The sequence below is a fragment of the Mycobacterium sp. Aquia_216 genome (genome assembly GCF_026723865.1).
Classification (GTDB): Bacteria; Actinomycetota; Actinomycetes; order Mycobacteriales; family Mycobacteriaceae; genus Mycobacterium.
Window position 1 is genome coordinate 4805667 of sequence record NZ_CP113529.1, and the last position, 23202, is coordinate 4828868.

General features: G+C 64.2%; 18 protein-coding genes and 2 rRNA genes. 8 read left to right on the forward strand and 12 right to left on the reverse strand.

The features are described 5' to 3' along the window. A complete protein-coding gene (glgP, locus tag OK015_RS22405; protein WP_268126198.1) occupies window positions 1-2610 on the reverse strand; it encodes an alpha-glucan family phosphorylase in 2610 nt (869 codons plus the stop codon). A 233-nt stretch (window positions 2611-2843) separates the two neighbouring features. Here glgP and OK015_RS22410 point away from each other — a divergent pair, with 233 nt between their 5' ends. Next, window positions 2844-4934 (forward strand): alpha-1,4-glucan--maltose-1-phosphate maltosyltransferase, encoded by a 2091-nt coding sequence (locus tag OK015_RS22410; protein ID WP_268126199.1) that lies wholly within the window; start codon window positions 2844-2846, stop codon window positions 4932-4934. A gap of 24 nt (window positions 4935-4958) precedes the next feature. After that, complete coding sequence (gene glgB, locus OK015_RS22415) at window positions 4959-7163, forward strand: 1,4-alpha-glucan branching protein GlgB (protein WP_268126201.1); 2205 nt, start codon at window positions 4959-4961, stop codon at window positions 7161-7163. A 92-nt stretch (window positions 7164-7255) separates the two neighbouring features. Here the strand turns inward: glgB and OK015_RS22420 are convergent, their stop codons facing one another. After that, the gene (locus OK015_RS22420; RefSeq protein WP_268126202.1) at window positions 7256-8170 is read right to left on the reverse strand and encodes a tetratricopeptide repeat protein; all 915 of its coding nucleotides are present in this window, start codon (window positions 8168-8170) and stop codon (window positions 7256-7258) included. 145 nt (window positions 8171-8315) lie between these two features. After that, on the reverse strand, window positions 8316-9497 hold the full coding sequence (locus OK015_RS22425; protein ID WP_268126203.1) for an acetyl-CoA C-acetyltransferase: 1182 nt from the start codon (window positions 9495-9497) through the stop codon (window positions 8316-8318). Window positions 9498-9575: 78 nt separating this feature from the next. Between OK015_RS22425 and mce the strand changes: the two genes are divergently transcribed. Then, complete coding sequence (gene mce / locus OK015_RS22430; protein WP_268126205.1) at window positions 9576-10043, forward strand: methylmalonyl-CoA epimerase; 468 nt, start codon at window positions 9576-9578, stop codon at window positions 10041-10043. Between the two features lie 13 nt (window positions 10044-10056). On the opposite strand, the gene OK015_RS22435 is transcribed toward mce, so the two are convergent. Together OK015_RS22435 and nucS are read right to left on the reverse strand one after the other, a co-directional pair. Continuing rightward, complete coding sequence (locus OK015_RS22435) at window positions 10057-10365, reverse strand: hypothetical protein (RefSeq protein ID WP_268126208.1); 309 nt, start codon at window positions 10363-10365, stop codon at window positions 10057-10059. 23 nt (window positions 10366-10388) lie between these two features. Beyond that, window positions 10389-11060 (reverse strand): endonuclease NucS, encoded by a 672-nt coding sequence (nucS, locus tag OK015_RS22440; protein WP_268126211.1) that lies wholly within the window; start codon window positions 11058-11060, stop codon window positions 10389-10391. Window positions 11061-11105: 45 nt separating this feature from the next. On the opposite strand from nucS, the gene OK015_RS22445 reads away from it, so the two are divergent. Beyond that, window positions 11106-12755 (forward strand): adenylate/guanylate cyclase domain-containing protein, encoded by a 1650-nt coding sequence (locus OK015_RS22445; protein WP_268126213.1) that lies wholly within the window; start codon window positions 11106-11108, stop codon window positions 12753-12755. A gap of 13 nt (window positions 12756-12768) precedes the next feature. Beyond that, on the forward strand, window positions 12769-13545 hold the full coding sequence (locus tag OK015_RS22450) for a PIG-L deacetylase family protein (protein ID WP_268126216.1): 777 nt from the start codon (window positions 12769-12771) through the stop codon (window positions 13543-13545). A gap of 12 nt (window positions 13546-13557) precedes the next feature. On the opposite strand, the gene OK015_RS22455 is transcribed toward OK015_RS22450, so the two are convergent. Further along, window positions 13558-14316 carry an alpha/beta fold hydrolase gene (locus OK015_RS22455; RefSeq protein WP_268126218.1) on the reverse strand — a complete coding sequence of 253 codons (759 nt, stop codon included), beginning with the start codon at window positions 14314-14316 and terminating at the stop codon, window positions 13558-13560. A 103-nt stretch (window positions 14317-14419) separates the two neighbouring features. Beyond that, window positions 14420-15646, reverse strand: coding sequence for an MFS transporter (locus OK015_RS22460; protein ID WP_268126219.1), 1227 nt, complete (start codon window positions 15644-15646; stop codon window positions 14420-14422). A gap of 90 nt (window positions 15647-15736) precedes the next feature. Here OK015_RS22460 and OK015_RS22465 point away from each other — a divergent pair, with 90 nt between their 5' ends. Further along, complete coding sequence (locus OK015_RS22465; RefSeq protein ID WP_268126220.1) at window positions 15737-16618, forward strand: LysR family transcriptional regulator; 882 nt, start codon at window positions 15737-15739, stop codon at window positions 16616-16618. 177 nt (window positions 16619-16795) lie between these two features. Here the strand turns inward: OK015_RS22465 and OK015_RS22470 are convergent, their stop codons facing one another. The 3 genes from OK015_RS22470 to OK015_RS22480 are packed head-to-tail and all read right to left on the reverse strand — an operon-like array spanning window position 16796 to window position 17656. Further along, window positions 16796-17272 carry a VOC family protein gene (locus tag OK015_RS22470; protein WP_268126221.1) on the reverse strand — a complete coding sequence of 159 codons (477 nt, stop codon included), beginning with the start codon at window positions 17270-17272 and terminating at the stop codon, window positions 16796-16798. Window positions 17273-17299: 27 nt separating this feature from the next. Continuing rightward, complete coding sequence (locus OK015_RS22475; RefSeq protein ID WP_268126223.1) at window positions 17300-17440, reverse strand: Lrp/AsnC ligand binding domain-containing protein; 141 nt, start codon at window positions 17438-17440, stop codon at window positions 17300-17302. A gap of 42 nt (window positions 17441-17482) precedes the next feature. Continuing rightward, window positions 17483-17656 carry an Lrp/AsnC family transcriptional regulator gene (locus OK015_RS22480; protein ID WP_268126225.1) on the reverse strand — a complete coding sequence of 58 codons (174 nt, stop codon included), beginning with the start codon at window positions 17654-17656 and terminating at the stop codon, window positions 17483-17485. A gap of 131 nt (window positions 17657-17787) precedes the next feature. Between OK015_RS22480 and OK015_RS22485 the strand changes: the two genes are divergently transcribed. Together OK015_RS22485 and OK015_RS22490 are read left to right on the forward strand one after the other, a co-directional pair. Continuing rightward, a complete protein-coding gene (locus OK015_RS22485; RefSeq protein WP_268126227.1) occupies window positions 17788-19275 on the forward strand; it encodes a DNA-3-methyladenine glycosylase 2 family protein in 1488 nt (495 codons plus the stop codon). Then, window positions 19272-19763, forward strand: coding sequence for a methylated-DNA--[protein]-cysteine S-methyltransferase (locus OK015_RS22490; protein ID WP_268126228.1), 492 nt, complete (start codon window positions 19272-19274; stop codon window positions 19761-19763). The genes OK015_RS22485 and OK015_RS22490 overlap by 4 nt, the downstream gene beginning before the upstream one ends. A gap of 46 nt (window positions 19764-19809) precedes the next feature. On the opposite strand, the gene rrf is transcribed toward OK015_RS22490, so the two are convergent. Together rrf and OK015_RS22500 are read right to left on the reverse strand one after the other, a co-directional pair. After that, window positions 19810-19922 (reverse strand): 5S ribosomal RNA (gene rrf, locus OK015_RS22495). Between the two features lie 88 nt (window positions 19923-20010). Next, window positions 20011-23095, reverse strand: a 23S ribosomal RNA gene (locus tag OK015_RS22500). Between the last annotated feature and the right edge of the window lie 107 nt (window positions 23096-23202).

Here is a 23202-nt window from a genome sequence, read left to right on the forward strand (position 1 = left end):
CTATCCGGCGAGGGCGACCAGACCGAGTTCGTTGCCCGCCGCGAGCATCGGGTGCTGCGGCAGCACCCGAACCGTGTAGCCGACCGCGCCCGCCACCGGTAGCGAGGTCGTCGTCGCGAAGACCTGATTGCCGCCTTCGGCGGTGCCGGTGTACGACATTTCGACGGTGACCGGGTCCAACAGCGCATCACCGGAGTCGACCCGGCCGACCACCGCCTGCACGGTGACGTCGTCGGGTGCCAGACCGGCCAGCTGCACGGTCGCGGTCAGGGTGAGTTTCGACCCGAGCACCGGAGTATCGGGCAGGCCGGTGGAGTCGACGTCGGTGATCCGGATCTTGGGCCACGCCCTCTCCGCGCGCCGCCGGTAGTCGGCCAGCTCACGGGCGGCGCCGAACTCGCCGTCACCGGCGTCGGCGATGGTCTTGCGCAGGGATTCGGCGGCCGGCGTGTAGTACTGCTCGACGTAGTCGCGCACCATCCGGGAAGCCAGCACCTTGGGCCCGAGTGTTTGCACGGTGTGGCGCACCATTTCGATCCAGCGCGGCGGCACCCCGTGTTCGTTGCGCTCGTAGAACTTCGGCGCCACCGCCCGTTCGAGCAGGTCGTAAAGGGCGCTGGACTCGAGCTCGTCGCGGCGCGCCTCGTCGCTCACCCCATCGGCCGACGGTATCTCCCAACCGTTTTCGCCGTCGTACCACTCGTCCCACCAGCCGTCGCGAATGGACAGGTTCAAACCGCCGTTGAGCGCGCTCTTCATCCCCGACGTGCCGCAGGCCTCCAGCGGCCGCAGCGGGTTGTTGAGCCAGACGTCGCAGCCCCAATACAGCACCCGGGCCATGGACATGTCGTAGTCGGGTAGGAACGCGATGCGGTGGCGCACCTCGGGCCGGTCGGCGAAGCGCACGACTTGCTGGATCAAGGCTTTGCCCCCGTCGTCGGCCGGGTGTGACTTTCCCGCGACGATCAGCTGAACCGGCCGCTCCTTATTCAGCAGTATGTGTTCCAGGCGGTCGGGGTCGCTCAGCATCAGCGTCAACCGCTTGTACGTCGGCACTCGGCGAGCGAATCCGACAGTGAGCACATCTGGGTTGAAAGCCGTTGCGATCCAACCTAATTCGGCGTCAGATGCACCACGCTCCAGCCATGAGCGGCGCAGCCGCCGGCGGACGTCGTCGACCAGGAGCGATCGCAGCTGGGATCGGATCCACCAGAGGTGACCGGGGTGGACATCACGCAGTCGCAGCCACACACCCGGGTCGCTGAACGAGTCCGATCCGGCCAACTCGCGGCCCAGCTGCAGCCACTGCGGGGCGGCCCAGGTGCGGGCGTGCACTCCGTTGGTGATCGACCCGATCGGCACTTCGGCTCGGTCGAAGCCCGGCCACAGCTCGTTGAACATGTCCCGGCTCACGCGGCCGTGCAGCAGCGAGACACCGTTGGCGCGCTGTGCGAGCCGCAGTCCCATGTGCGCCATGTTGAACTTGGTCTCGTCGTCTTCGGCGCCGAGCGCGATCACCCGATCGATCGGCACCCCCGGCAGCAACGCCGGCGAACCCTCGTCGGGAGCCTCGTCGGAGTGGTCGCCGAAATAGAGCCGCACCATGTCGACCGGGAAGCGGTCGATGCCGGCGGGCACCGGCGTGTGGGTGGTGAACACGGTGGCCGACCGCACCACCGTGAGGGCGGTGTCGAAGTCCAACCCCGGATCGGCGATCAGCTCGCGAATGCGCTCCACGCCGAGGAACCCGGCGTGCCCCTCGTTCATGTGGAAGACCTCGGGGGCGGGCAGGCCTTCGATCGCGGTGAACCTACGAATCGCTCGCACGCCGCCGATGCCGGCCAGGATCTCCTGGCGCATCCGGTGTTCCTGGTCACCGCCATACAGGCGGTCGGTGACGCTGCGCAGATCGTGCTCGTTCTCGGGAACGTCGGAATCCAGCAGGAGCAGCGGCACCCGGCCCACCTGCGCCACCCAGATCCGCGCGGACAGCCGCGCGGAGTCCGGCAGCGTCAGCTCCACCAGCGCGGGGTCGCCGGCGGCATCGGTGAGCAACCGCAGCGGGAGCCCTTGCGGATCCAGCGACGGATAGGTCTCGTTTTGCCAGCCTTCCGCCGTCAGCGACTGGCGGAAGTACCCCGAGCGGTAATACAGGCCGACAGCGATCAACGGCACGCCCAGATCAGACGCGGCCTTGAGGTGATCCCCGGCAAGGATGCCCAGGCCGCCCGAGTAGTTGGGCAACACCTCCGCAACGCCGAATTCCATCGAGAAGTAGGCGATACCGGTCGGCATCGCGATACCGGCTTCCTGCTGTTGCTGGTACCACAGCGGACGGCTCAGGTAGTCGTTCAAGTCGGCCGAGAGCTCGTCGAGCCAGCGAAGGAACTCCTCGTCGAGCGCCAACTCGTCGAGACGCGCGGGGTTGACCGCTCCCAGCAGCGCCACGGGATCGTTGCCGCAATTGGCCCACAGCGTCGGATCGATGCTCGCGAATAAGTCTTGCGTTGCCTCGTCCCAGGACCATCGCAGGTTGATGGACAGCTGTTCGAGTGCGGCGAGCCGCTCGGGCAGATGGGCGCGGACGGTAAAGCGACGGAGGGCTTTCACACGAGACCACCTTACTGAGGATCGCCGGGAGCGCAGGCTGAGTGTCGAGCGTTCGCCGCCGGGCGTGTGTGGCCAGACACTAGGGTGGGTACGGGTAGTTACTGGGGCCGCAAAGACGCTTCCCCGGTACAGGAAATTTCCCCACGAGACGAAGTTTCTTCAGATGACAGGCATTCCGCGAGGCAGCACAATCCGCGGTGTGTCCGCGAACAATCGGACGGAACGGAGTGGTGGTGCCCGGTCGTGTCGAGATCGATAACGTCGCACCCGTCGTTTCCTGCGGCGCATACCCCGCCAAAGCGGTGGTCGGAGAGACGGTCCCAGTCAGCGCCGCGGTGTGGCGAGAGGGCCACGATGCGGTTGCGGCGACCCTGGTAGTGCGTTACTTGGGCCCGCGGTATCCGCAGGTCACCGAGACCCGCCGGGCTACGGCGATCGAGGCGCCCGAACGGCTGGCGTCACCGCTCGACGGCAAGGCTGTCGAGCGGGTCAAACCGCGGCAGCTGCCGATGACGGAGGGCTTGGAGCCTTACGTTTTCCACGGTCAGTTCACACCCGACCGCGTCGGGCTGTGGACGTTTCGGGTGGACGGGTGGGGTGACCCCATCCACACCTGGCGACATGGATTGCTGGCCAAGCTGGACGCCGGCCAGGGCGAGAAGGAACTGTCCAACGATCTGTTGGTCGGGGCCGTGCTGTTCGAGCGCGCCGCCACCGGGGTGCCGCGCGCGGGTCGCGATCCGCTGCTGGCTGCCGCCGCGGCGCTGCGCGCCCCCGGGGATCCGGTAACGCGCACCGCGCTGGCGCTCACAGCCGAGATCGAGGAGATCCTGGACACCTATCCGCTGCGAGAAATCGTCACCCGCGGCGAGCAGTACGGGGTCTGGGTCGATCGACCGGCCGCCCGCTTCGGCTCGTGGTACGAGATGTTTCCGCGTTCCACCGGCGGCTGGGACGCCGACGGCAACCCGGTGCACGGCACCTTCGCCACGGCGGCCGCGGATCTTCCGCGCATCGCCGACATGGGATTCGACGTCGTGTACCTGCCGCCGATTCATCCGATCGGCAAGGTACACCGCAAGGGGCGCAACAACTCTCCCACCGCGGCCCCCGGAGATGTGGGATCCCCTTGGGCAATTGGTAGCGACGAGGGCGGCCACGACGCGATTCATCCCGACCTGGGCACCATCGAGGACTTCGACAAATTCGTCGCCGCGGCTCGCGATCTGGGCATGGAAGTCGCCCTGGACCTGGCGCTGCAGTGCGCCCCGGATCACCCCTGGGCGCGCGACCACCGGCAGTGGTTCACCGAGTTGCCGGACGGCACCATCGCCTATGCGGAGAATCCGCCGAAGAAATACCAGGACATCTATCCGCTCAACTTCGACAACGACCCCGCCGGCCTCTACGACGAAGTGTTGCGCGTGGTTCGGCACTGGATTGACCACGGCGTCAAGTTCTTTCGGGTAGACAACCCGCACACCAAACCGCCGAACTTCTGGGCATGGCTGATCGGTCAGGTCAAGGACGCCGATCCCGACGTGCTGTTCCTGTCCGAGGCGTTCACCCCGCCGGCCCGCCAGTACGGTTTGGCCAAGTTGGGCTTCACCCAGTCCTACAGCTACTTCACCTGGCGCACCGCCAAGTGGGAACTCACCGAATTCGGCAATGACATCTCCGCGCTCGCCGACTTCCGGCGGCCGAATCTGTTCGTCAACACACCCGACATCCTGCACGCGATCTTGCAGCACAACGGGCCGGGGATGTTCGCCATCCGCGCAGTGCTGGCAGCGACCATGAGTCCGGCCTGGGGTGTCTACTCGGGCTACGAGCTGTTTGAGCACCGCGCGGTGCGCGAGGGCAGCGAAGAGTATCTGGACTCGGAGAAGTACGAATTGCGCCCCCGCGACTATGCGGGAGCGCTTGTCGAGGGCAGGTCGCTGGAACCATTCCTCAAACAGCTCAATGCAATCCGCCGGGTCCATCCCGCTTTGCAGCAGTTGCGCACCATTTATTTCCACGGCATCGACAACGATGCGTTACTGGCCTTCAGCAAATTCGACCCGGCCACCGGAGACTGCGTGTTGGTGGTGGTGACGCTCAACGCATTCGGCCCCGAGGAAGGCATTCTGTGGTTAGACATGGCCGCATTGGGTATGGAGCCCTATGAGCGGTTTTGGGTACGCGACGAGATAACCGGCCAGGAATTCCAGTGGGGGCAGTCAAATTACGTTCGCATCGACCCCGGACAGGCAGTCGCCCACGTCATCAATATGCCACTTATCCCGCAGGAGTCTCGAAACGTGTTGCTGCGCAGGAGGTAACAGGTCCCGGAAGGGGATACCAGCATGAGTCGAACCGAGAGCCGACCCGATGAACTCGCCAGGACGCACCTGGCGCCGGATCCGGGCGACTTAGCCCGTCTGGTGGCCGGCACCCATCACAACCCGCACGGCATCCTGGGCGCTCACGAGTATGGCGACCACACCGTCATCCGGGCCTTCCGCCCGCATGCCCAGGAAGTCGTCGCGGTCATCGGGGACGATGAGTTCCCGATGCGACACCTCGAATCCGGCTTGTTCGCGGTTGCGTTGCCATTCGCGAACCTCATCGACTACCGACTCAAGGTGGACTACGGCTCCGGCGCGCACCTGACCGCCGACGCCTACCGCTTCCTGCCCACTCTGGGTGAGGTTGACCTGCACCTGTTCTCCGAGGGCCGCCACGAGCGACTCTGGGAGGTGCTCGGTGCCCATCCCCGCACCTTCACCACGGCCGACGGCGTCGTCGACGGTGTGTCGTTCGCGGTGTGGGCACCTAACGCCAAGGGGATCAGCCTGATTGGCGAGTTCAACGGCTGGACCGGCACAGAGGCTCCGATGCGCGTGTTGGGCTCCACCGGGGTATGGGAGTTGTTCTGGCCCGGGTTCCCGGCCGACGGTCTGTACAAGTTCCGCGTGCACGGCGCCGACGGCGTCGTCAGCGAACGGGCCGACCCGTTCGCCTTCGCCACCGAGGTGCCGCCGCACACCGCGTCGCGGGTGACCACGAGCAACTACACCTGGGCCGACGAGTCGTGGATGACGCAGCGCGCGCAGCGCAATCCGGTCTTTGAGCCGATGAGCACCTACGAGGTGCATCTCGGTTCGTGGCGCCCCGGACTCAGCTACCGTCAGCTTGCCAGCGAGCTGACGGATTACGTTGTCGAGCATGGTTTTACCCACGTAGAGCTGCTGCCGGTGGCCGAGCATCCCTTCGCGGGCTCTTGGGGCTATCAGGTCACGTCGTATTACGCGCCGACTTCGCGATTCGGGACCCCGGATGATTTTCGGGCACTCGTCGACGCGCTGCACAACGCCGGCATCGGCGTGATCGTGGACTGGGTTCCCGCCCACTTCCCGAAGGACGCGTGGGCGCTGGGGCGCTTCGACGGAACACCGCTCTACGAGCATTCCGACCCCAAACGCGGCGAGCAACTCGACTGGGGCACCTACGTTTTCGACTTTGGTCGCCGCGAGGTACGCAACTTCCTGGTAGCCAACGCGCTGTATTGGCTCGAGGAATATCACATCGACGGCTTACGAGTGGACGCGGTCGCCTCGATGCTCTACCTGGATTACTCGCGCCCCGCGGACGGCTGGACACCCAACATCTACGGCGGCCGAGAAAACCTCGAAGCGGTGCAGTTCCTTCAGGAGATGAACGCCACGGCCCACAAGGCCGCACCGGGCATCGTCACGATCGCCGAGGAGTCAACCTCGTGGCCCGGGGTGACGCGGCCGACCAACCTTGGCGGCCTGGGCTTTTCGATGAAGTGGAACATGGGCTGGATGCACGACACGCTCGACTACATCAGCCGCGACCCGATCTACCGCAGCTTCCACCACCACGAGATGACCTTCTCGATGCTGTATGCGTTCAGCGAGAACTACGTGTTGCCGCTCAGTCACGACGAGGTGGTGCACGGCAAGGGCACGCTGTGGGGCCGGATGCCGGGCAACAATCACGTCAAAGCCGCTGGGTTGCGCAGCCTGCTCGCCTACCAGTGGGCCCACCCCGGCAAGCAATTGCTGTTCATGGGCCAGGAATTCGGCCAACGCGCCGAATGGTCGGAGCAGAACGGCTTGGACTGGTGGCAGCTCGACGAGCAAGGCTTCTCCAACGGGGTGCTGCGTTTTGTGCGCGACCTCAACGCCATTTACCGCAGCCGTCCGGCGCTGTGGAGCCGCGACACCACCCCCGAAGGCTATTCGTGGATCGACGCCAACGATTCCGGCAACAACGTGTTGAGCTTCCTGCGGTACGGCACGGACGGCTCGGTCATGGCGTGCGTCTTCAATTACTCGGGAGCGGAGCACAGCGGCTACCGGCTCGGCCTGCCCACCGCGGGCCGCTGGCGTGAGGTGCTCAACACGGATGCGACGGACTACAACGGTTCCGGAATCGGCAACCTCGGCGGCGTCGACGCCACGGAGGATCCGTGGCATGGGCGGCCGGCGTCGGCGATGCTGGTGTTGCCGCCGACCTCGGCCTTGTGGCTCGAACCCGAGTAATCCCGCTGGCCGCCGCGAGCGTCGAGTTGTCGTTGGATTGCGGCCTTGTCGACCCGACAACTCGACGGTCGCGGCCTGAATCTAGGTCGCTCTCAGTACAACGCGTTAGCGAGGTTCCGCCGGCCGGCGATGACCTCGGGATCGGCCGGATCAAAGAGTTCGAACAGCTCGATCAGCCGCGTTCGCACCTGAGTGCGCTCATCGCCGGATGTGCTGCGCACCAATGTCGTCAGGCGCTCGAATGCCGCCGACACGTCCTGGTTGAGGATTTGCACATCTGCTGCCGCGAAGGCCGCTTCGATGTCACCCGGGGCAGCATCCGCGACGGCCACCGCATCGGGGCGTTGTGCGGTTGCCCGCGTGAGGAAGTCGATCTGTCGGATCGCGGCCTTCGCCTCGACACTGTTCGGATTGGTGTTCAGCAGCGCCTGATACGACTGCTTGGCCGCCTCGAAGTCACCGGCCTCTAGTTGCTCGCGGGCCTGGGCCAACTGCGGGTCGACTTCGGCGTCATCCTCCGAACCGGTTGAGCCCTTGAGCTTTCCGGCCGTCGCCGACAACAGTTGATCTACCCAGCGGCGCAACTGATCGGCGGGCTGCAAACCTTGGAAGCTGGACAGCGGTTGGCCGGCGGCCAGGGCGACGACGGTCGGGACTGCCTCGACGCCGAAAATCTGGGCCACCCTGGGCGCCACGTCGACATTGACCGTCGCCAACGACCATTTGCCGTCGTCTTCGGCGGCCAGGCTGGCAAGTGTGTCAACCAGGTCGACGCAGGCCTCGCTACGCGGCGACCACAAGGCGACCACGACGGGCACTTCGTCGGAGCGGATCAGCACCTCGGCTTCGAAATTGGCCTCGGTGACCTCGGTGGCACCCGGCCCCGCCGGCGTTGGGCCGCCCGCGGCACCACCGGCCGGAGCGCTCTGCTGAGCACGCTGCTTAAGACCGGACAGGTCGACCGCACCAGCCAGCGCGGGCCCGATCGAGGATCTCGGACGCGTCACAGCGTCAAGTCTGTCATGCGCGGCGATGAGCGATCCACCCGGTGGCGCGGACGCTCAGCCGGGCCCCGGTCAGCTCATATGAGCAAAATCACAACGCTCCCCTCCCAGCGCGCTCTAGCAACGCCTGGGGATCGTCGCGGCGGGGTCAGCCGGCCCGCAGAATCAGCGCGTCGCCCTGGCCGCCGGCCCCGCACAGCGCCGCAACGCCATAGCCGGAGCCACGGCGCGCCAGCTCCAGCGCCACATGCAGCGTGATCCGGGCACCCGACATGCCAATCGGGTGGCCTACCGCGATCGCACCGCCGTTGACGTTCACCAGCTCGGGGTTTATGCCGAGCTCGCGCGTGGAGGCCAGCGCTACCGCCGCAAACGCCTCGTTGATCTCCACCACATCGAGCTGGTCAACCGAGATGCCCTCACGGCCGAGTGCCTTCTTGATCGCGTTGGCAGGCTGCGACTGCAACGTCGAATCGGGTCCCGCGACGACGCCGTGCGCACCGATTTCGACCAGCCACGACAGGCCCAGCTCCTGCGCCTTGGCCTTGTTCATCACCACGACGGCCGCGGCCCCGTCGGAGATCTGCGAGGCCGAGCCCGCGGTGATGGTGCCGTCGCGGCGAAATGCCGCTTTCAGACCGGCCAACGACTCGGCGGTGGTGTTTGCCCGAATCCCCTCGTCCTGGGTGAACTGCAGCGGATCGCCTTTGCGCTGTGGGATGTTCACCGGCACCACTTCGTCGGTGAAGACGCCGTCCTTCCACGCCGCGGCCGCCTTTCGGTGGGACTGTGCAGCGAATTCATCCTGTTCGGCGCGGGTGAACTTGTCGACGTCATTGCGCTGCTCGGTGAGCGCGCCCATCGGCTGGTCGGTGAACACGTCGTGCAGGCCGTCGTAGGCCATGTGGTCGAGCACCGTCACGTCCCCGTACTTGTAGCCGGCACGGCTGTCCATCAGCAAATGCGGTGCCTTCGTCATCGACTCCTGACCACCGGCGACCACCACGTCGAACTCCCCGGCGCGAATCAGCTGGTCAGCAAGGGCGATGGCGTCGATACCGGACAGGCACATCTTGTTGATGCTCAGCGCCGGGACATCCCAGCCGATGCCGGCCGCTACCGCTGCCTGGCGGGCGGGCATCTGGCCGGCCCCGGCGGTCAGCACCTGGCCCATGATCACGTATTCCACCGCATCGGCCGCAACGTTGGCCTTCGCCAGCGCGCCGGCAATCGCGATCCCGCCCAGATCGCTGGCCGAAAAATCCTTCAGCGAACCCATCAACTTGCCGATCGGGGTTCGCGCTCCAGCAACGATCACCGACGTCGTCATGACAACCTCCTAGCCATTCGGGGACGGTCGATCTGGCCTCCCCGAGAAGCGCAATCTTTGCCGCCAGGTTACCGTTATGTGATGACGACCGATCAAGTTGACGCCCGTCAGATCCTGGCCACCTCGCTGGTGACTGCGATTGATCACGTCGGCATCGCAGTCGCCGACCTCGACGCAGCCATCGCCTGGTATCACGACGCCCTCGGCATGATCCTGGTGCATGAGGAAGTCAACGAGGACCAGGGAATCCGCGAAGCCATGCTGTCGGTGGCCGGCGCGAAGGGCGGCCCTGCGCAGATCCAGTTGATGGCCCCGATCGACGACTCGTCGACGATCGCGAAGTTCCTGGACAAGCGCGGACCGGGCATCCAGCAGCTGGCCGTTCGGGTCAGCGACCTCGACGCCCTCATCGAGCGGCTGGTTGAGCAGGGCGTGCGGCTGGTCTACGAGGCACCGCGGCGCGGCACCGCGAACTCGCGGATCAACTTCATCCATCCCAAAGATGCCGGCGGCGTACTGATCGAGTTGGTCGAGCAGGCTTCCTAGCCGCGCACCAAATTCACGACCACTTTCGGGTCGGGCTGCGATTCGCCCGATTGGTCCAGCACGGCGTGTGCCAGTGCCGGCGGTCGTCTTCTCGTGTTTGCAGTGCGCCTCCGGCTGAGTCCGCCGGCCATACCACCAGATGCGCAGTGCCCGAACGGATTTCGTGATCGCAGCCGGGGCAGCGGTAGGTCTTGGCGGCGCGCGCAGCAGCGATCGGGCGCACTTCGTAGTCGTGACCGCCAGGCCCGGTTTCCACCCGATTCAGCACCGGCGGCAGCGAAGGCAGCTGCTGCCGGCGGGGCGGTGTGCGGCGCCGAGCCATGCCGACAAGTCTAATCGGGCAAATCAGAACAGCCGGTACTCGTCGCTGTCCATTCCCCGCATCTTGTCGTAATCCAGTGTAAGGCAACGTATCCCGCGGTCAGTGGCTAAAGTTCGCGCTTGAGGTTTAATCTGCTGAGCGGCAAACACACCCTTGACCGGCGCGAGGACGGTGTCGCGATTCAGCAATTCCAGGTAGCGGGTGAGTTGCTCCACGCCGTCGATCTCGCCGCGTCGCTTGATCTCCACCGCGACCGAGCCACCCCGCTCGTCACGACACAAGAGATCGACGGGGCCGATCGCGGTCATGTACTCGCGGCGCACCAACGTGTACCCGTCACCCAGCAGGTGGACATGCTCGGCGAGCAGCGCCTGCAGGTGCGCCTCGACACCGTCCTTGACCAGCCCGGGGTCGACACCGAGATCGTGGCTCGAGTCGTGTTCGATCTGCTCGACAGTGATGCGCAGCTGCTCGCCCGCCTTGTTCTCCACCACCCACACCGGCGTCTCCCCGGTGAGCTGTTCGGTCAACCAACACGGCGGACTCATCCAGTTCAGCGGCTTGTAGGCGCGGTCATCGGCGTGCACGCTGACCGATCCATCGGCCTTGAAGAGCAACAACCTTCGCGCCGACGGCAAATGCGCGGTGAGCCGGCCAACGTAGTCGACGGTGCACTGGGCGATCACAAGACGCACCCGACTCACCTTAGAGCGTCGTCAACGAATTAGGCTGACGCCACCATGTCGGCCAAAAAGACGACGTCGGCTAAAAAGACGACGTCGGCCAACAAAACCTTGGCGCAACGCTTCGGCCGGGTGCTCGAGGCGGTCACTCGTCAGAGCGGCCGGCTGCCGGAGACGCCCGCGTACGGTTCCTTGCTGCTCGGTCGGGTGACCGAGAGCCAGGCCCGCCGGCGAGTGCGTATCCAGACCATTCTCACGGTCTTCATCCTCGCGGCGAATCTGATCGGGATCGGGGTGGCGGTGCTGTTGCTGGCCGTCGCGTTGCCGTCACCGAGTGTCTTCACCGACGCGCCGCCGTGGATCACCTACGCCGTCGCGCCCGGATACATCGCCGTCGCGCTCGCTCTCGGGACCTACTGGATCACCCACCGGACCATGGCCGCGCTGCGGTGGGCGATCGAAGAGCGATCGCCCACCCTCGACGACGAACGCAATACCTTCCTGATCCCGTTCTGGCTGGCGATCGGCGTGCTCGTGCTCTGGGGCATCGGAACGGCGTTGTTGACCACGGTCTACGGACTGATCAATACGCTGTTCATCCCGATCGTGGGTTTCTCCGTGGGGATCTGCGGCATCCTGGTCGCCACCGCCAGCTACCTGTTCACCGAGTTCGCCTTGCGTCCGGTGGCCGCTCAGGCCCTCGAGGCCGGACGGGCCCCGCGGCGGCTGGCACCGGGCATCATGGGCCGCACCCTGACCGTGTGGCTGCTGAGCTCCGGCGTCCCGGTGCTCGGCATCGCGCTGATCGCGTTCTTCGCGCTGGTGCTGGGGAATCTGAGCAGGACCCAACTCAGTGTGGCGGTGTTGATCGTCTCGAGTGCGACGCTGATCTTCGGGTTCGTGCTGATGTGGATCCTGTCCTGGCTGACCGCTACGCCGGTACGCGTCGTGCGTGCGGCGCTCAAGCGGGTCGAACAGGGAGACCTCCGCGTCGACCTGGTGGTCTTCGACGGCACCGAACTCGGCGAGCTGCAGCGCGGATTCAACGCGATGGTCGACGGCCTGCGCGAGCGCGAACGCGTGCGCGATCTCTTCGGCCGGCACGTCGGGCGCGAGGTCGCCCTGGCCGCCGAACGCGATAAGCCCAAACTCGGTGGAGAAGAACGCCACGTCGCCGTCGTGTTCATCGACATCGTCGGCTCCACCCAGCTGGTGACCAGCCAACGGCCCGCCGACGTCGTTGCGGTGCTCAACCGGTTCTTCTCGATCGTCGTGGAGGAAGTCGACCGAAACCACGGTCTGGTCAACAAGTTCGAAGGCGACGCATCGCTGGCCGTCTTCGGTGCCCCGAATCACCTGGACTGTCCCGAAGACGCGGCGCTGGCCACCGCACGCGCGATCCGCGATCGGATGGCCGCCGAGATGTCCGAGCTCGAGGCCGGTATCGGCGTGGCGGCCGGGCAGGTGGTCGCCGGCAACGTCGGCGCCCAAGAACGGTTCGAATACACGGTGATCGGTGAACCGGTCAACGAGGCGGCCCGACTGTGCGAGCTGGCCAAATCCCACCCGGGCGGATTGTTGGCGACCGCGGGCACCATCGAGGGCGCGAGCCAAAGTGAGCGTGCCCGTTGGTCTTTGGGCGAGACGGTAACGTTGCGCGGGCACGACCACCCCACCCGGCTGGCCGCACCCCGAAGCGCCGAATAGGCGGGGTGGTTTCGTGGCAACCCTGGTCGCCTTTCACGCGCATCCCGACGACGAGGTGGTCCTCACGGGCGGCACTCTCGCGGGAGCGGTGGCAGCGGGGCACCGGGTAGTCCTCGTCACCGCGACCGACGGACGCATGGGCGACGAGACCGACGAAACCCGGATGGATGAATTGCGCTCGAGCGCAAGGATTCTCGGTTTGCACCGGGTGGAGTGTCTTGGCTATGCCGACAGTGGCTTCGGGCCCGTCTTCTACCCGGATCCGCCCGGTCGAGTCAGGTTCGCGCGGGCAGAGGTCGAAGCGGCGGCACGGCGGCTGGCCGCGATCCTTCGCGACGAGGACGCGCGGCTGCTGCTGAGCTATCAGCTCAACGGCGGCTACGGACACCGGGACCATGTGCAGGTCCATCACGTCGGCAAGCGTGCCGCGGAGTTGGCCGCGACTCCGCAGGTCCTCGAGGTGACGATGCCACGCGAATTACTGCGTCGCGTCGGCAATCTCTGTCGCCTGCTGCGACTTCCGGCGCCCTACGATTCCGACACGGTGCGCACCGCCTACGCTCCGCAAGCCACGATCACCCATCGGATCGACGTCCGACGGTTCGCTCGACAAAAGCGAGACGCGTTCGCCGCCCACCGTTCACAGATCGGCGGCGGACGCAACGCGCGTTTGTTCGGGCTGCTGATGCTCTTGCCGCCGCAAGTGTTCGGATTGGTGTTCGGCCATGAATGGTTCGTCGATCCGGCCGCGCGCCCGGGCAGCGTGCGCCGCAACATCCTCGACCATTAGTAGACGCTTGAGCTAGTCGCGTCCCGCCTCTACGATCTTGTCCGCCACAGTGATCGGCCTGGTGAAGATCGCCTCATGGCTACCCGGCATCTGAACAAGTCGGAACGTGCCCAGCCGGCTCGACATTCGCGGATGCCAACCCGCCTCCCCGGGTGGCAACACCAGATCCTCGGTCCCGACAAGATAGCTCCGCGGGGTCGCAAGCCGATGAAACTTGGCCATTTCCAATGGTTCTACCCACGGCCCAAACGGCTCGGGTGAAAGTTGGGCGTAGGCTCGCTCAACAACTTCAGCGTCCCCGTCATTGATGAAGACGTCGCGCCAGACATCGAACGGGATGGTGAACGTGTTGTCGTCCGACTCGGCGGCCATCGCGGCGTATCCCTCGGTATCACCGGGCAGGTTCTCGAGCGTGGTTTCGCCGTCGTTCAGAACGAAGGCACTCCAGAACACCACGCGGCGAACGCGATCCGGAACCGCCTCGACCACCTTGCTGATGATCGTGCCGGCGTAACCGTGTCCCACCAAGACGAAGTCAGAAAGTTCCTTGCTTACGACGAAGTCAACGACCGACTGCACCGATTGGGCGTGGGTGACGTTTTTCGCGACGTTCTTACCGTGGCCCGCCACCGTCGGCGCGTAGGCGGTGTGGCCCAATTGCTGCAGGCGTTCGACGACCGGCTGCCAGGCCGAACCGTCGTGGCAGCCGCCATGAACCAATACGAAAGTGTAGGGGCCAGCGCTCGCCGGTGCGGTGTCGTCGGTTTTCATGCGAGTTCTCATTCAATAGTGTCGTCGCCATCGTGCTACCGCAACGACATTCGTCCTACCGCGTGAGAGGCCGCAGCTCGGAGAATTCTGCACGATCGCACCACTAGGACAGACTGCGAATCCGCGCGGGCACTGTCCCTCGCACCAAGGATGCCACCAACAGCAGGGCGACCATCAGCAGCGTTCCCACAAACCACACGGTGGCCCGCCAGCCGCCCACGCTATAGAGCAGCCCGCCGAACGCTCCGGCCACCGAGCTGCCCAGGTAGTAGCTGCACAGGTAGAGCGCCGAGGCGGCGGCGCGATCACGACGTGCCGCAGCGGCCACCCATCCGCTAGCCACCGCATGCGCGGCGAAGAATCCTCCGGTGAACACTCCGGTCCCGACGATGATCACCGGCAACGCATTCGGCAGTGTCATCAACAGACCCGTCACCGTGACCGGCAAGGCGCCGCCCAGCACCAGCGCGCGTCCCCTGCGGTCGACGAGGCGTCCCGCCATCACCGATGTCCAGGTGCCCACCAGATACAGCAGGAACAGCAGACCCACCACCGAAGGCGTCAGCTCGAACGGCGCGTCGGCTAGCCGGTAGCCGAGGTAGTTGTACACGGTGACGAATCCGCCCATCAGCGTGAAAGCCAAGGCAAAAAGCTTCAGCAACAGCGGATTTCGCAGATGCGCGAGAAGACTCTGTGTGGTCGCGCGCAGGCTCACCGGTTTCGGCGTGAAGAACTGAGACCGAGGCACGAGCAGGGCGAATACCACCGTGGCGGCCAGCGTGGTCAACGAGCACACCAGCAGTGCAATCCGCCAGGTACTGACCCCGAGGACCAGCGCCGGCACGATCCGTCCCGCACAGCCACCGATCGTCGCTCCGGCGATGTAGCGTCCCATCGCCGACCCCAGCGAAGAAGCGTGCACCTCCTCGGCCAGAAACGCCATCGCGACCGCGGGTATCCCCGCCAGCGCGACGCCCTGCAGCGCCCGTCCGATCAGCAGGACGCCGAATGTCGGACTGAACGGCAGCAGTAACCCGATCACGCAGGACGTGATTCCCGAAATCAGCATCACGGTGATGCGCCCGTAGCGCTCGGACAGCACGCTGGCCGGGACGATGGACAGCGCCAGCATTCCGGTGGTGAGCGAGACCGTCAGCGCCGAGGTGGCCGGGGAGATCCGGTAGTAGGCCGACAACGCGGGAAGAAGCGCCTGGGTGCAGTACATCGCGGCCAAGCTGGCCAGGCCTGCGCCGCACAGCGCCGTGGTCACTCGCCGGTATCCGCTGCTGCCGGCTCGGTGCGCGGTGGGGGTCGCGGCGAGCTGGGACATACCGACGATGCTCCGCGCCGACCCACCCAATCGGAAATGAATTATTTCCGAAAATATGATGCAATTTCGACATAAGCAGAGGTGGCGGTCATGGCCGATGGCGATTACGAGTGGTTCCTCACACTTGCCGAGCTTCAACACGTTACGGCGGCAGCTCAACAACTTCATATCGCGCAGCCGACACTGACCCGGATGCTGGCGCGCCTGGAACGCCGGCTGGGGGTGTCGTTATTCGATCGTCACGGCCGCCGAGTCTCGCTGAGCACCTACGGCCGGATCTTCTACGAGCATGCCCGCCGGGCCCAGCTGGAGCTCGATTCGGCCCGCCGCGAAATCGAGGACCTGAGTAACCCTGCCGCCGGTGAGATCCGGCTGGGCTTCCTGAGTTCGTTTGGATCGGTTGTCGTCCCCCGCTTGATCGCGGGGTTCACCGAGGTATCGCCACGCGTGACGTTCACGCTCGAGGAGGGCGCCGCCGAGTCGATCAGCGATCGCGTGCTGGCCGGGTTTATCGACGTCGGGGTGGTTTCGCCGCGGCCGCAGAAACCAACTCTCGCCTGGCGCAGCCTGTTTCGCCAGCGCCTCGGCGTTGCCGTACCCCGCGGCCACCGTCTGACGGATGCGGCGGCAGTGTCCATGACGGATCTCGCCGACGAGCCCTTTGTCACCATGCATCCGGGATTCGGCATGCGACAGCTACTCGATGAGCTTTGTGCCGCAGCGCAATTCCAGCCACGCATCGCCCTGGAATCGACGAACCTGACCACCAACGCCGGGCTGGTGGCCGCGGGGCTGGGCATCAGCCTGACGCCGATCGACGGCAGCGAGCATGCGCCCGAGGTCAGCGTGCTGCGCCTGGCCGACGCCGACGCCTACCGCGACATCGGGATGATCTGGGATTCGGCTCGACCGTTGTCCCGCGCCGCCCGCGACTTCGTCGCGTCCGCCGCGCCAATGCGGACTCCGGCCTAGACCGAATGGCCCCATGACTTAATACCAAGTACCTGAGCCAAGGCCGCCGCGATCTCGCCCGACCATTCGCCCCGCATCGTGCCATCCACTACGTGGTGAACCATCTGACCCGCGCTGGCGCGGCCGCGGTGGAGCACCGAGAGCGGATCGGCGCAACGCAGCGGTAGCCGATTCCGCTCAGCCGGCGGGCCGCCACAGCTCCACGGTGGTGTGCGCGCCGGCGGGCAGCTCGAGAATCTCGATGGGCGTGTCATCAGGGTCGTAGACGAAGAACATTCGCACCCCACCGATGTCGACGGCCGGCTCGGTACGCACCTCGGGGTGCTGGCGCCGAAGGGCTTCGTACGTGTCGTCGAGGTCGGCGACGCGAAACGAAATGTTGGTGTAGCCACGGTGCGGGCCGGCAGGGCTGGCGGGCACATCGCCCAGAAAGAGCAATTCGACCATCGCTCCCCCGATCAATCCGCCAACCATACGGCCATTTTGTGCGGCACCACCGGTCACGGCATTGAGCCCGCCGCCCTCGAGTTCGACATCGAAGACGACGTCGATGCCCAGCACCGAGGCATAGAACGCCAGGGACTCGTCCATATCGGAGACACCGATGCAGACATGGGAGAAGTTCTCGACGGCGATGGGTCTCGGCTCGGTCATGCGGACTCCTTTGCGGCAATCGGTAGTTCACTTCACGGTTTTGATCGCAATCAGGGATCGGATCCTCGATATGCCGGGAAGCGATGACAGCTTCTCGGCATACAGCTTCGCGTAATCGGCCAGGTCGGCAGCCGCGACGAGCAAGACATAATCGGGTGTGCCCATCATGCGGCGGCAGTCGATGATCCCTCAAGCGCCACGACTGCGCGCTCAAACGGACTCGGGTTCCACGGACGCCGTCACTTTGAACCCGCGTCCGAGCGCCTCATCGTTGATGATCGCCTGGTAGCCCCGAATCACACCACCCTGCTTCAAGATTCGGCCTCGCCGCAGGCAGGAACGAGCGCTGAGTCCGATGCGCATGGCCAGCTCGAGGTTCGACACCCGCCCATCCGCGGCGCGATGGCTGATTGTTGCTTGATCAGGCAGCCGTCATCTGAGGCAACTCGCGGCCGGCCCACCATCATGTCGCTTTTCCGCCAGTCTTGTCGGTGGGCAGGTGTAACTGTGGAAGCGTGCACGACGATTTCGAACGCTGCTACCGGGCCGTCCAATCCAAGGACGCCCGGTTCGACGGCTGGTTCGTCACCGCGGTGCTGACCACCCGGATCTACTGCCGGCCCAGCTGCCCCGTGCGCCCGCCGTTCGCCCGCAACGTGCGGTTCTTACCGACCGCGGCGGCCGCGCAGCGCGCGGGTTTCCGGGCCTGCAAGCGCTGCCGCCCCGACGCCTCGCCGGGCTCACCCGAGTGGAACGTGCGTGGCGACGTCGTCGCGCGGGCCATGCGGCTGATCGCCGACGGCACGGTCGATCGAGACGGAGTCGGCGGTCTGGCTGCGCACCTGGGCTACACGACCCGGCAGTTGGAGCGGCTGTTGCAGGCCGAGGTCGGCGCCGGGCCGCTCGCGCTGGCCCGCGCGCAGCGAAGCCAGACCGCCCGGCTGCTCATCGAGACCACGGACCTGCCGTTCGGTGATGTCGCGTTCGCCGCCGGCTTTTCCAGCATCCGCCAGTTCAACGACACCGTGCGCCTGGTGTTCGAAAGCACACCGAGCGACTTACGCAAGCGCGCGGCAGCCCGTTTCGGGGCCCACACGACTTCGCCTGGGACAGTGAGTCTTCGGCTGCCGGTGCGTACCCCGTTCGCCTATGAGGGGGTCTTCGGCCATCTGGCCGCGGGTGCCGTCCCAGGTTGCGAGGAAGTGCGCGGCGGTGCATACCGACGCAGCCTGCGGCTTCCGGCCGGCAACGCCGTGGTCGCGCTGACGCCGGCCGTCGATCACGTCCGCTGCCTATTCGTGCTCGACGACTTCCGCGATCTCACCACCGCGATCGCCCGCTGCCGGCGGCTGCTCGACCTCGACGCCGATCCGGAAGCGGTCATGGACACCCTCGGCCGCGACCCGCTCCTCGCCCCGGTCGTGGCCAAGGCGCCGGGGCAGCGCATCCCCCGCACGGTCGACGAGGCCGAGCTCGCGGTGCGCGCGGTATTGGGTCAGCAGGTATCGACCAAGGCCGCACGCACCCACACGGCCAGATTGGTCACCGCTTACGGGCAACCGGTCCACGACCCGGAAGGCGCACTGACGCATACCTTCCCGTCGATCGAGCAGCTCGCCGAGATCGATCCCATCCATCTCGCGGTCCCCAAGTCCCGACAGCAGACGATGAGCGCACTGGTGGCCGGCCTTCTCGATGGCACGGTAGTCCTGGACGCCGGAAGCGATTGGGACAGCGCCCGCACCCAATTGCTGGCCCTGCCGGGCGTCGGCCCGTGGACCGCGGAGGTGATCGCGATGCGCGGCCTAGGGGATCCGGACGCCTTTCCCGCCAGCGACCTAGGGCTACAACTCGCCGCCAAACAGCTGGGCCTACCGACGAATCAACGCAAACTCATTGAGCACAGCGCACATTGGCGCCCCTGGCGCTCCTATGCGACCCAACATTTGTGGACCACCCTCGAGCACCCGGTAAACCAATGGCCGCCACAGGAGGTCGCATGATCCAATACCGCACCATCGACAGCCCGATCGGGCTGCTGACGCTGGCCGGCCGCGGCTCGGTGTTGAGCAACCTGCGGATGGTCGACCAGACCTACGAACCGAGCCGCGCCGACTGGTCGCCCGACCCGGGAGCATTCAGCGCGGCCGCGAACCAACTCGAGGCGTATTTCGCCGGCGAGCTCACTGATTTCGATCTCGAACTCGAACTGCGGGGTACCGCGTTCCAGCGGCGAGTCTGGAAGGCGCTGCTGACGATTCCGTATGGCGAAACCCGGTCGTACGGAGAAATCGCCGAGCAGATCGGTGCCCCCGGCGCCGCGCGCGCTGTCGGATTGGCCAACGGCCGCAATCCGATCGCGATCGTCGTCCCCTGCCACCGCGTGATCGGCGCCAACGGCAGCCTGACCGGCTTCGGCGGCGGACTCGGGCGCAAACGAAGGCTCCTTGAATTAGAGCACCAGCGGTCGAATTTAACGCTATTCGATTAATTGCGAAAGCAAAAACACCCCCTTTGCAGGGGGTGTTTTTGTGTATGTTCGGCGGTGTCCTACTTTTCCACCCGATAGGGCAGTATCATTGGCGCTGACAGGCTTAGCTTCCGGGTTCGGAATGGGACCGGGCGTTTCCCTGTCGCTGTGGCCGCCGTAACTCTATTTATTTTTCATTCAAGTGTATTGATGGGGGGTGTGGTATTCGGCGCGACTAAAATAGTCACAGAATAGTGGTTGCGATTGTGTTGGTAAGTTTTCGGCCGGTTAGTGCCAGTTCCCTGCACTCATTACTGAGCTTCTAGGTCTGGCCTATCAATCCCGTGGTCTGCGGGGGGCCTTATCCCTCTAAAAGGGTGAGAAACCTGATCTTGGAGAAGGTTTCCCGCTTAGATGCTTTCAGCGGTTATCCTGTCCGAACGTAGCTATCCAGCGGTGCCCCTGGTGGGACAACTGGTGCACTAGAGGTTCGTCCGTCCCGGTCCTCTCGTACTAGGGACAGGTTTCCTCAAGTTTCTGACGCGCGCGGCGGATAGAGACCGAACTGTCTCACGACGTTCTAAACCCAGCTCGCGTGCCGCTTTAATGGGCGAACAGCCCAACCCTTGGGACCTGCTCCAGCCCCAGGATGCGACGAGCCGACATCGAGGTGCCAAACCATCCCGTCGATATGGACTCTTGGGGAAGATCAGCCTGTTATCCCCGGGGTACCTTTTATCCGTTGAGCGACACCCCTTCCACTCGGGGGTGCCGGATCACTAGTCCCGACTTTCGTCCCTGCTTGACTTGTAAGTCTCGCAGTCAAGCTCCCTTGTGCACTTACACTCAACACCTGATTGCCGTCCAGGTTGAGGGAACCTTTGGGCGCCTCCGTTACATTTTAGGAGGCAACCGCCCCAGTTAAACTACCCGCCAGGCACTGTCCCTGAACCCGATAAGGGTTCGAAGTTAGGTGTCCAATACGGTCAGAGTGGTATTTCAACAACGACTCCGCTCTAACTGGCGTTAGAGTTTCACAGTCTCCCACCTATCCTACACAAACAGTACCGAACACCAATACCAAGTTGTAGTGAAGGTCCCGGGGTCTTTTCGTCCTGCCGCGCGTAACGAGCATCTTTACTCGTAGTGCAATTTCGCCGAGTCTATGGTTGAGACAGTTGGGAAGTCGTTACGCCATTCGTGCAGGTCGGAACTTACCCGACAAGGAATTTCGCTACCTTAGGATGGTTATAGTTACCACCGCCGTTTACTGGGGCTTAAATTCTCCGCTTCACCTTACGATTAACGGGTCCTCTTAACCTTCCAGCACCGGGCAGGCGTCAGTCCGTATACATCGTCTTGCGACTTCGCACGGACCTGTGTTTTTAGTAAACAGTCGCTTCCCACTGGTTTCTGCGGCCGGATCCCGCTCCCAGCGCAAGGCTGTTCACGGTAAGCCGGCCCCCCTTCTCCCGAAGTTACGGGGGCATTTTGCCGAGTTCCTTAACCATAGTTATCTCGTACGCCTTGGTATTCTCTACCTGACCACCTGTGTTGGTTTGGGGTACGGGCCATGTATGCGCTCGCTAGAGGCTTTTCTTGGCAGCTGAGGATCACCGAATTCGCCTCAATCGGCTATGCATCACCTCTCAGGAATATGAGCGACGGATTTGCCTATCGCTCTCCCTACAGGCTTGCCCCAGTATTACCACTGACTGGTACGGCTACCTTCCTGCGTCACCCCATCGCTTGACTACTACCCACCCGGGTCCCACGCAGCCGATAGTCCTCGCTCCCCGAAGGGATTGATAGACCACCATTTGGGTGGTTAGCAGAATGGATTCGTCAGGGACGCTCATACACGGGTACGGGAATATCAACCCGTTGTCCATCGACTACGCCTGTCGGCCTCGCCTTAGGTCCCGACTCACCCTGGGCGGACTGGCCTGGCCCAGGAACCCTTGGTCTTTCGGCGGGCAAGGTTCTCACTTGCCTAATCGCTACTCATGCCTGCATTCTCACTCCCCCACGCTCCACCATCGGTCACCCGACAGCTTCTCTGCATGAGGGACGCTCCCCTACCCAACCTTGCGGTTGCCGCGGCTTCGGCGGTGTGCTTGAGCCCCGCTACATTATCGGCGCACAATCACTTGACCAGTGAGCTATTACGCACTCTTTCAAGGGTGGCTGCTTCTAAGCCAACCTCCTGGTTGTCTCTGCGACTGCACATCCTTTTCCACTTAGCACACGCTTAGGGGCCTTAGCCGGCGATCTGGGCTGTTTCCCTTTCGACGTACGGAGCTTATCCCCCGCCGTCTCACTGCCACGCTATACACCACGGCATTCGGAGTTTGGCTGACGTCAGTAACCTAGTAGGGCCCATCGGCCATCCAGTAGCTCTACCTCCGTGGTGAAACACGTAACGCTGCACCTAAATGCATTTCGGGGAGAACCAGCTATCACGGAGTTTGATTGGCCTTTCACCCCTACCCACAACTCATCCCCTCAGTCTTCAACCTAAGTGGGTTCGGGCCTCCACGCGGTCTTACCCGCGCTTCACCCTGGCCATGGGTAGATCACTCCGCTTCGGGTCCAGAACATGCCACTCAAGCGCCCTATTCAGACTCGCTTTCGCTGCGGCTACCCCACACGGGTTAACCTTGCGACATGTCCCTGACTCGCAGGCTCATTCTTCAAAAGGCACGCCATCACCCCACAAGGAGGCTCTGACGGATTGTAGGCACACGGTTTCAGGTACTATTTCACTCCCCTCCCGGGGTACTTTTCACCATTCCCTCACGGTACTAATCCGCTATCGGTCATCGAGAAGTATTTAGGCTTACCGAGTGGTCTCGGCAGATTCACAGCAGATTCCACGAGCCCGCTGCTACTCGGGAGTTGATACAAGGCAGGTGCCGGATTTTCGCGTACCGGGCTCTCACCGTCTACGGCAGACCATCCCAGGCCACTTCCGCTAATCACGACACTTTTTGACTGCCCCTCAGCCAGGTAGAGCTAAGACATATCAATCCCACAACCCCGCACACACAACCCCTACCCGGTTATACATGCATGCGGTTTAGCCATGTTCCGCGTTCGCTCGCCACTACTTGCGGAATCACTTTTGTTTTCTCTTCCTACGGGTACTGAGATGTTTCACTTCCCCGCGTTCCCTCCCGCACCCTATATATTCAGATACGGGTAACACGACATAACTCGTGCTGGGTTTCCCCATTCGGAAATCCTCGGATCAACGCTCGGTTGACAGCTCCCCGAGGCATATCGCAGCCTCCCACGTCCTTCATCGGCTCTCGATGCCAAGGCATCCACCATGTGCCCTTAAACACTTACGAACACAAAAACCAAAAGAAAAATTACACATTTTTGACGAACACGCACCACGAGGGCAACGTATCCGTCTAGATGCTCGCAACCACTATTCAATACTCAAATACCACAC

What these genes read in the sequence shown, in the direction of transcription:
- OK015_RS22465 (WP_268126220.1), top strand. Translation starts at nt 15,737, where the DNA reads ATGGCCGATGGCGATTACGAGTGGTTCCTCACACTTGCCGAGCTTCAA.
- OK015_RS22445 (WP_268126213.1), top strand. Translation starts at nt 11,106, where the DNA reads ATGTCGGCCAAAAAGACGACGTCGGCTAAAAAGACGACGTCGGCCAAC.
- glgB (WP_268126201.1), top strand. Translation starts at nt 4,959, where the DNA reads ATGAGTCGAACCGAGAGCCGACCCGATGAACTCGCCAGGACGCACCTG.
- OK015_RS22490 (WP_268126228.1), top strand. Translation starts at nt 19,272, where the DNA reads ATGATCCAATACCGCACCATCGACAGCCCGATCGGGCTGCTGACGCTG.
- OK015_RS22425 (WP_268126203.1), bottom strand. Translation starts at nt 9,497, where the DNA reads ATGACGACGTCGGTGATCGTTGCTGGAGCGCGAACCCCGATCGGCAAG.
- OK015_RS22460 (WP_268126219.1), bottom strand. Translation starts at nt 15,646, where the DNA reads ATGTCCCAGCTCGCCGCGACCCCCACCGCGCACCGAGCCGGCAGCAGC.
- OK015_RS22470 (WP_268126221.1), bottom strand. Translation starts at nt 17,272, where the DNA reads ATGACCGAGCCGAGACCCATCGCCGTCGAGAACTTCTCCCATGTCTGC.
- OK015_RS22475 (WP_268126223.1), bottom strand. Translation starts at nt 17,440, where the DNA reads ATGATGGGCACACCCGATTATGTCTTGCTCGTCGCGGCTGCCGACCTG.
- OK015_RS22455 (WP_268126218.1), bottom strand. Translation starts at nt 14,316, where the DNA reads ATGAAAACCGACGACACCGCACCGGCGAGCGCTGGCCCCTACACTTTC.
- OK015_RS22435 (WP_268126208.1), bottom strand. Translation starts at nt 10,365, where the DNA reads ATGGCTCGGCGCCGCACACCGCCCCGCCGGCAGCAGCTGCCTTCGCTG.